At 62.8% G+C, this 8,201-nt stretch carries 8 protein-coding genes; 4 read left to right on the top strand and 4 right to left on the bottom strand.

Annotated features, from left to right (window positions below):
* Positions 1-215, bottom strand: a 215-nt coding sequence (locus RMO18_RS13140; RefSeq protein WP_309666463.1) for a CoA transferase, incomplete at its 3' end; no start/stop codon positions are given.
* Positions 216-311: 96 nt separating this feature from the next.
* On the opposite strand from RMO18_RS13140, the gene RMO18_RS13135 reads away from it, so the two are divergent.
* Positions 312-2,114, top strand: coding sequence for an ATP-binding cassette domain-containing protein (locus RMO18_RS13135; RefSeq protein ID WP_309666461.1), 1,803 nt, complete (start codon positions 312-314; stop codon positions 2,112-2,114).
* 188 nt (positions 2,115-2,302) lie between these two features.
* Positions 2,303-2,899 (top strand): porin family protein, encoded by a 597-nt coding sequence (locus RMO18_RS13130; protein ID WP_309666460.1) that lies wholly within the window; start codon positions 2,303-2,305, stop codon positions 2,897-2,899.
* A 35-nt stretch (positions 2,900-2,934) separates the two neighbouring features.
* Here the strand turns inward: RMO18_RS13130 and RMO18_RS13125 are convergent, their stop codons facing one another.
* The 3 genes from RMO18_RS13125 to RMO18_RS13115 all read right to left on the bottom strand — a co-directional run bounded on the left by RMO18_RS13125 (position 2,935) and on the right by RMO18_RS13115 (position 5,683).
* Positions 2,935-3,261: a hypothetical protein gene (locus RMO18_RS13125; protein ID WP_309666459.1), complete on the bottom strand. Its 327-nt coding sequence runs from the start codon at positions 3,259-3,261 to the stop codon at positions 2,935-2,937.
* Between the two features lie 169 nt (positions 3,262-3,430).
* The gene (locus RMO18_RS13120; protein ID WP_309666458.1) at positions 3,431-4,297 is read right to left on the bottom strand and encodes a TPM domain-containing protein; all 867 of its coding nucleotides are present in this window, start codon (positions 4,295-4,297) and stop codon (positions 3,431-3,433) included.
* 3 nt (positions 4,298-4,300) lie between these two features.
* Positions 4,301-5,683: a pyridoxal-dependent decarboxylase gene (locus RMO18_RS13115; protein WP_309666456.1), complete on the bottom strand. Its 1,383-nt coding sequence runs from the start codon at positions 5,681-5,683 to the stop codon at positions 4,301-4,303.
* Between the two features lie 165 nt (positions 5,684-5,848).
* Here RMO18_RS13115 and RMO18_RS13110 point away from each other — a divergent pair, with 165 nt between their 5' ends.
* Together RMO18_RS13110 and cysS are read left to right on the top strand one after the other, a co-directional pair.
* Positions 5,849-6,463 (top strand): DUF6778 family protein, encoded by a 615-nt coding sequence (locus tag RMO18_RS13110; RefSeq protein WP_309666453.1) that lies wholly within the window; start codon positions 5,849-5,851, stop codon positions 6,461-6,463.
* Between the two features lie 215 nt (positions 6,464-6,678).
* Entirely contained in the window at positions 6,679-8,172 is a 1,494-nt protein-coding gene (gene cysS, locus RMO18_RS13105) for a cysteine--tRNA ligase (protein ID WP_309666452.1), read from the top strand.
* The last annotated feature ends 29 nt before the right edge of the window (positions 8,173-8,201 follow it).

Raw genomic sequence — 8,201 nt, 5'->3', positions numbered from 1 at the left:
TCCAGCGCGATGGACTGCTTGCCTGCGTTCAGCGTGGCGAAATAGGCACTCTCACCCGCCACAAACGGCGGGAAGGCGCGGGTATCGTCACCGCGACCAGGGCGCTCGACCTTGATCACCTTCGCGCCCAGATCGCCTAGGATCTGGCTGCAATAGGGCCCGGCCAACACATGGGTCAGGTCCACAATGGTCACGTCTGCGAGGGGTGTGGGCATGTTTGTTACCGGGGTTACGCACAGCTATCATCGAACTTTGCACTCTTATTGCAAAGCCCCGTTGACGGCGCGGCTTGGGCCGCATACCTCGCGCCCATGGCACGCGCACCCCTTCTCCAACTTTCCGACATCTCGCTGACCTTCGGCGGCAATCCCGTGTTCGACGGGCTCTCCCTCGTCATCCAGCCGGGCGACCGGGTGGCCCTGGTCGGGCGCAACGGTTCGGGCAAATCGACCTTGATGAAGGTAATGGCCGGGCTGGTGGAACCTGATCGCGGCATTCGCGTCGTGTCCCCCGGCGTCAGCGTCGGTTACATGGAACAGGACCCGGACCTGTCGGGTTACGCAACACTCGGCGATTTCGCCTCTGCCGCATTGGGCGAGGGCGAAGGCTACAAGCTGGCCGTTGTGGCCGAGGGGCTGAAGTTCAACCCCGACATGCCCGTGGCCACCGCCAGTGGTGGCGAACGGCGCCGCGCCGCATTGGCCAAACTGCTGGCCGAAGCACCGGAACTGATGCTGCTGGACGAACCGACCAACCACCTCGACATCCAGGCCATCGAATGGCTGGAGGCGGAGCTGTTGACCACCCGCACCGCATTTGTGCTGATCAGCCACGACCGCGCCTTCCTGCGCGCCCTGACCCGCGCCACCTTGTGGATCGACCGGGGTGAAATCCGGCGTCGCGAAAGCGGCTTCGAGGGGTTTGAGGACTGGCGCGAAACCGTCTGGGCCGAAGAAGACGACGCCCGCCACAAGCTGGACCGCAAGATCAAGGCCGAGGCGAAATGGGCCGTTGAAGGTATTTCCGCGCGGCGCAAGCGCAATCAGGGCCGGGTGCGCGCGCTGGCTGACCTGCGCTCCGAACGCTCGTCGCAGATCCGCAGGCAGGGAACAGCGGCGCTTGACCTCGACAGCGGCATCGTCAGTGGCAAGAAGGTGATCGACGCGGTTGGTCTGGTCAAAGCCTTTGGCGACAAACAGATCGTCAAGGGCCTTGATCTGCGCGTGCTGCGCGGTGACAGGGTGGCCTTCGTCGGGCCGAACGGGGTTGGAAAAACCACACTTCTCAAGATGTTGACTGGCGAAGTTCAACCCGATCAAGGTCGCGTCAAGCTGGGCACCAACCTTGAAATCGCGGTGTTCGACCAGACCCGCGCGCAACTGGCACCCGAGGCCAGCCTGTGGGATAACCTGACCGGCGATCCGATGATGCGGGTCTCCGGCGCGTCTGACCAGGTGATGGTGCGCGGTGTGCCAAAGCACGTGGTGGCCTACCTCAAGGACTTCCTCTTTGACGAACGGCAAGCCCGCGCCCCGGTGAAAAGCCTGTCGGGCGGCGAAAAGGCACGGTTGTTGCTGGCCAAGATCATGGCGCGCCCGTCCAACCTGCTGATCCTCGACGAACCGACCAACGATCTTGACGTCGAAACCCTTGATCTGCTGCAAGATATCCTTGCCGACTATGACGGCACCGTCCTTCTGGTCAGCCACGACCGCGATTTCATCGACCGCATCGCCACCGCCACCGTGGCGCTTGAAGGGCAGGGGCGGGCGATGGCGTTTCCCGGCGGCTGGTCCGACTATGCCGCCCAGCGTGGTGTCGCCGAGGCCGAGGCAGCCGTGCGCGGCAATGCCAAACCGGTGCCCCGCCGCGATGATCCGGTGCGCCCCGCAGCCAGCGTCAGCTTCACCGAGCGCAAGCGGCTTGAAGATCTGCCCGGCGTCATCGAACGTCTGGAGACTGAGGTCGCAAAGCTGGTCGAGCTGTTGAGCACCCCAGACCTTTTCACCCGCGAACCGATGAAATTTCAAAAGGCGACGCAGGCGTTGACCGATCGCCAAGCCGCATTGCAGGCGGCCGAAGCCGAGTGGCTGGATTTGGCCGATCGCGTCTAAGCCGATGGAACCGGCGCCGTTTCGCCGGTTCAACCGTTTGCCTGCGCGAGACTTTGCCCGATCGGGTTGAAAGACATAAACTGAAAAATACAAATGGTTGTAACCCTTCTGCTTAGCCCCAAAATAGGGGTCATGCTGCGATCAACCCGATCTTTGTCGGGACAGCGGCCTGAAAAGGAGCAGAAAAAATGAAGACAATTGCAATCCTATTTGCCTCGGCAACGCTTGCGATGCCCGCCTTTGCCGGCGGCATGGCCACGCCCGAACCCGAGCCCGAAATCATGGCAGCCCCCGCCTATGTCGCCCCCTCGACGGACTGGAGCGGCTTTTACGCGGGTGCCCAGCTTGGCTACGGCGACGTTGATTCCAACGGCGGCGCGCTTGACGGCAACGGCAATCTCTACGGTGTTCACGCAGGTTACCGTTGGGATTTTGGCCAGTATGTTGCGGGTGCCGAGCTTGACTGGGACAGTGCGGACATTGACCTTGGTGCTGTTGCCGGCGACACGCTCGATGACGTGGCTCGCCTGAAGTTGATGGCGGGTGCCGATCTTGGCCGTGCGCTGGTTTATGGCACGGCTGGTGCGGCTCAGGCCAGCGCCACGGTTAGTGGGGCTGGCCTGTCGGACACCGGCTATTTCTATGGGGCGGGCGTCGACTTTTCCGTAAACGACCGCTGGACTGTTGGCGGCGAGGTGCTGCAGCACAACTTCAGCGACTTTGACGGGTCGGGCGTCGATCTTGACGCAACCACTGTCAGCGCACGGGTCTCTCTGCGCTTCTGATTGGTATTGGGCCGGGGTGGCAACATCCCGGCCCGCTACGCACAACCTGCGGCCTTTGGCAGCAGGAACTCGCGGTCATCGCCGCTGATCCCGTCCAGATGCACAAAGCCGGACAAGCCCTCAAAGCCCACCCCGTTTCGCCCGACACCCAGCAACACCGCGCCATTGCGCGCAGGCGTCAGCACGAAACTTCCGGCATCCCCCTCCATCCCGCAGGACAGCGCGTCGCGGCCCGTCGCCTCGCAGTATGCAATGCCGGAATAACGCTCGGCGTCGCCACGCAGTTCTATTGAAACCCGCAGCACCAGCACCCCTCCCGGCTCGGGGGCGGGCGCAAGGGCAATTCTGGTGACCTGCTGCATCGGATGGCGGACAAGGTGTTCGACGGAATAGTTCCGTGCGTAACATGAGGTTGCGGTCGGAAACAACTGATCTTGCAATGATTTCGCATAAACAGGGACGGAAAAAACAAAGCAGGCTGCTACCGCTGGGAAAACGCGCATTTCCAACCTCGCTTGCCAATGTATCGTCTTACCAACGCCCCGTCGCACCGCCGCCGGACGACCGGCCTCCGCCAAAACCGCCACTGCTGCTACCGCCACCGCCGCCCCGAAACGACGACCGGCTGCTGCCCAGCCTGGCAATCGTGTAGGGCCTGCGCTCGATGTATCCGCAGCTCGGGCAGGACAGATGCAGGATTCCGTTGCCTTCGCTCAGCGTGGTGGCAGGGGTCACCACATCGCTGCTTCGGACCAGCGTCAACGCCTGGCATTTCGGGCAGCGCTTGCGCGACCGCCACAGCGCCCGCCCGCCAAACAACGCCGCGCCCGCAGCCCCAAGCCCGCCCAACCAGATCAGCGAACTGCTAGGGTTGGCTGGAAAACCTTCGTCCACGGTGATCGGTTTGCCCGCAAGGAAAGGCGTCACCAACCGGTCACGGGTAGACCTTACCCCCGCCAGAATCCCCTCGGCATAACGCGAGGCCTTGAACTCCGGCAAGATCGCGGTGTCGATCACCCGTTGCGCGCGCCCGTCGTACACAGCGTCATAGGCCGACCCAAGCGCGATGCGCACCACACGGTCATCTGCCGCCACCAGTATCAGGATACCGTCGTTGCGCGCGACGTCGCCAATGCCCCAGGCGTTGAACAGCTCCTTGGCATAGCTGGCAATGCTCCGATCCCCGGCGCCATAGTTGGAAATCCGGTCCATCGTTGCCACCACGATGTGAACCCCGGTCTCCTCCCGCGTCTGGGTGATAACGGCGGAAATCTCCGCCTCGGTCGTGGCCGGCAACAGGTCGGCGTAATCCGAAACGGTATCGCTCAGCGGTTCGGGCAGGGTTTGGCCATAGGCAGCAAAGGGCAGCAAAAGCCCCAGAACGAGTGCGCGCAGCATGTTTTATCCCATCAATTCGGCAATGGTGTTTGGGATCATCATGACATCTTCGCGCGTGCAGTCAAACTGTCCGATCTGTACCCGGATCAGATAACGCCCTTGATGCCGCGTCTGGGTCAGATACAGCCGCCCGTCATCGTTGATGCGTGTCAGCAGCGCCTCGGTCTCTGCGTCCGATGCGCAAGCAAAGGTGAACAGCGCCAGCGACAGTTCGGTCACGATGACCAACCCCGGCAGCGCCGCAATGGCATCCCGCGCCTCAAGCGCCCAGGCCACATGGTTGCGGATCCGGCTGCGCAGTCCGGCCAGCCCGTAAGCCCGCAACGTGAACCACAGCTTCAGCGCCCGGAACCGGCGGCCCAGCGGCACCGTCCATTCGTTGAAGTTCACCGTCTCCTCGCGCCCCGCCGTTTCCAGATAGGTCGGTCGCAGCCCCAACGTGCGCACCTGCGGACCCGGATCGCGCAGGAACTGCACCGAACAGTCGAACTGCGCGCCCAGCCACTTGTGCGGGTTGAACACGATCGACTCTGCGCCCTCGATCCCGGCCCAAAGCGGTCGGAACTCCGGGCAGATCATCGCCGATCCGGCCCATGCGGCATCCACATGCACCGGCAGGCCCCGCGCCTTTGCCACCGCAATACACTCCGCAATCCGGTCAAACGCACCGATCGAGGTGCCCCCCGCGCACAGGATCACCCCCACAGGCAGCAACCCCGCCGCCCTGTCGGCGGCAATCGCTGCATCAAGCGCCGCCGGGTCCATCGCATTCGCCGCATCGGTTGCAACCTTCACCAGATTGTCCTGCCCGATCCCCGCGATCCGCACCGCCTTGTCGACCGACGAATGCGTCTGTGCACTCGCATACACCCGCAACGACGGCTGACCCGCCAACCCCACCCGCAAACCGGCATAGTCCAACGCCTGTTCCCGCATCGTCAGGATCGCCGACAGCGTCGCTGTGGTGGCGCTGTCATGGATTGTGCCGGTAAAACCCTCCGGCAGGCCAAGCGCCTGCCGCAGCCAGTCGATCATCACCTGCTCGATTTCCGCCGCAGCGGGAGAGGTCTGCCAGATCAATGCGTTGCTGGCCATCGCATTGACCAGCTGTTCGGCCAGCATCGAGGCGGGCGAGGCATTGGCCGGAAAGTACGCAAAGAACCGCGGGTGCTGCCAATGGGTCATCCCCGGTGGCACGATTCTGGCAAAATCGGCAAATATCACTTCGGGAAGTGCCGGGTCTTCAGGCGGCGCCATTGGCAGCTGTTTCCCGATCGCGCCTGGTACAAGCGGCGCGCGCACCGGGCGGTCGCGCAGCGTCTTGTGATAGTCATGTGCCCAGTCGGCGGCCACTTTTGACCAGTGGCGAAGATCATCGTGGTCCATCAAACTCTCCCTCGGAGCACCACTTGGCCAGACCCGACGCGGATGAGCAAGAGCCTGCAACCCTTTGCGGACCACCGCGCATCTGTGCAAAAGGCGGTGGACTGTTAACCTGTCTGGGGTATACGCCCCTTCACATCCATATGTTTTGCGAGTTGGAGAGTTCCCATGCTGTCGCGCCGTTCCGTTCTTGGCCTTGTCGCCGTCACCCTGCTGGTGGCGTGCGTCGGCAGCGGGTTCGAAACCTACTATGACCAGCCGATCCCGGCCGAGGTGACGCAGGGCTGGCGGGTCACAGACGTGCGCGTCTCGGTGCCGCAAACCCTCGTGGTGAGTGAGCAGAAAACCTACCTGCCAAAGGCCGATATCGTCTGGCGCGAAGACCCGCTGGGCGATCGGCGGGCGCAGGTTGCCACCATCATGCGCAATGCGGTGCTGCGCGGTGCCGCCGGGTTGCGCGGCTCGCGCGCGGTGGTGATCGAAATCACCATGACCCGCTTCCATGCCCTGACCTTTGAAGCCGAGACCAAACTGAAAAATGCCGGTGTGCACAACATCAACTTCGTCGCCCAGGTGGTGGATGCCGACACCGGCGCCATTCTGGCCGGGCCGGCGCCGATCAAGGCTGAACTGCCTGCCTTGTCGGGTGATGCGATGCGCGCCGCGCGCCAGCGGGGCGAGACGCAGAAATCCCAGATCACTGCGCATGTCGCCCGCACCATCGCAGGCTGGCTCAGCATCGGGCCTGATCCGCGCAGCAAATTCAGCCGTTCGGGCAACTGACCCTGCACGCTTCAGGCCACGCAAATCCGTTGCGCGGTGCGTCGCATCGGTGTAGGACGGTTCGCATGAAGACCAACGGCACCCTCATTTGCTGCATTACCTGCTGACATCCGTCAGGCGGGCCCGGTCTTCTGTTTCCAAGCACAGTCGAAATTGGTAAGCCCCGCCGGGATCAACGGGTTTGCGGCCTTGTGCCATCTTTTGGGGAAACGACCATGGCGGGCCTGAGACTGTACAACACCAAGGCGCGGGCGAAGCAGGACTTCACCCCGATCGATCCGTCGAACGTGCGGATGTATGTCTGCGGCCCCACCGTCTATGACCGTGCGCATCTGGGCAATGCCCGGCCCGTCATCGTATTTGACGTGCTCAACCGCCTGCTGCGCCACCTCTACGGCCCGGATCACGTCACCTACGTCCGCAATTTCACCGACGTCGACGACAAGATCAACGCCGAGGCGCTGCGGCGCCAAAAGGCAGGCGCTGCGGGCACGCTGGAGGATCTGATCCACCAGCGGACCGAGGAAACCATTGCCTGGTATCACGCCGACATGGACGCGCTGGGGGCGCAGCGGCCAGACCATGAGCCGCGCGCGACGGACTACATTGAGCAGATGGTGGCGATGACGGCCGACCTGATTGCCAAGGGTAATGCCTATGAAGCGAACGGCCACGTCCTGTTCCGCGTCCGGTCCTACAAGGACTACGGCAAGCTTTCAGGCCGCTCGGTCGACGACATGATCGCAGGCGCGCGGGTCGAGGTCGCGCCCTTCAAGGAAGACCCGATGGATTTCGTCCTGTGGAAACCCTCCTCGGGCGAAGAACCCGGCTGGGCTTCGCCATGGGGCAAAGGCCGCCCCGGCTGGCACATCGAATGCTCCGCGATGGCGCAAGAGCTGCTGGGGGACAGCTTCGACATCCACGGCGGCGGCCTTGATCTGCAATTCCCCCACCACGAAAACGAAATCGCCCAATCCGCCTGCGCCCACCCGCATGGCGACTTTGCGCATTACTGGCTGCACAACGAGATGCTGCAGGTCGAGGGCAAGAAGATGTCCAAGTCCTTGGGCAACTTCTTCACCGTGCGCGATTTGCTGGATCAGGGGGTGCCGGGCGAGGTTATCCGGTTTGTCTTCCTGATGACGCATTACCGCAGCCCGATGGACTGGACGGCAGAGAAGGCGCGGCAGGCAGAGGTGACGCTAAGGAAGATTGCCGAGCTTTTTCAAGCTGACCCGCTCTCTTTGCCCTTTGTTCATCGACCTTCAGTGAAGGCGCCAGATGAAGTGGTCGATGCCTTGGCAAACGATCTGAACACTGCCTTGGCGCTAACCCACCTCAACAAATATTTGAAAGAGCAGGACTATGTTGCTCTCCTTGGTACCCTCAACTTGCTTGGGTTCTATCCCGACGGAATAGAGGCGAAGTTTGCACCTTTTGCCGCCCAAAGCGTCGAGAACGAATTCTCTGCTGGCCACAGCGTAAGAGCTGTTGGACTAAGTAAGGCCACTGTTGACCGCGTGGAAGAGATGCTGAACAGGTTTACGTCAGCCCGCACTGCCGCGCTGGCCTCGAAGGACTTCTCCGCGGTCGATGCCCTGAAATCCGCCCTGATCGCCGCCGGCGTCGAGGTTCGCATGTCCAAAAAAGGCGTCGAACTCGTCCCCGGCCCCAACTTCGATCCGGCCAAACTGGAGGCGCTCCTGTGACCCGCAGGATACCCGCCCCGGACTTGATC

This window comes from Tabrizicola sp. (genome assembly GCF_031377265.1).
Lineage (GTDB): Bacteria > Pseudomonadota > Alphaproteobacteria > Rhodobacterales > Rhodobacteraceae > JAUYQR01.
The sequence above is the reverse complement of the archived record's forward strand: the minus strand, read 5'-3'. Positions and strand labels throughout refer to the sequence as shown.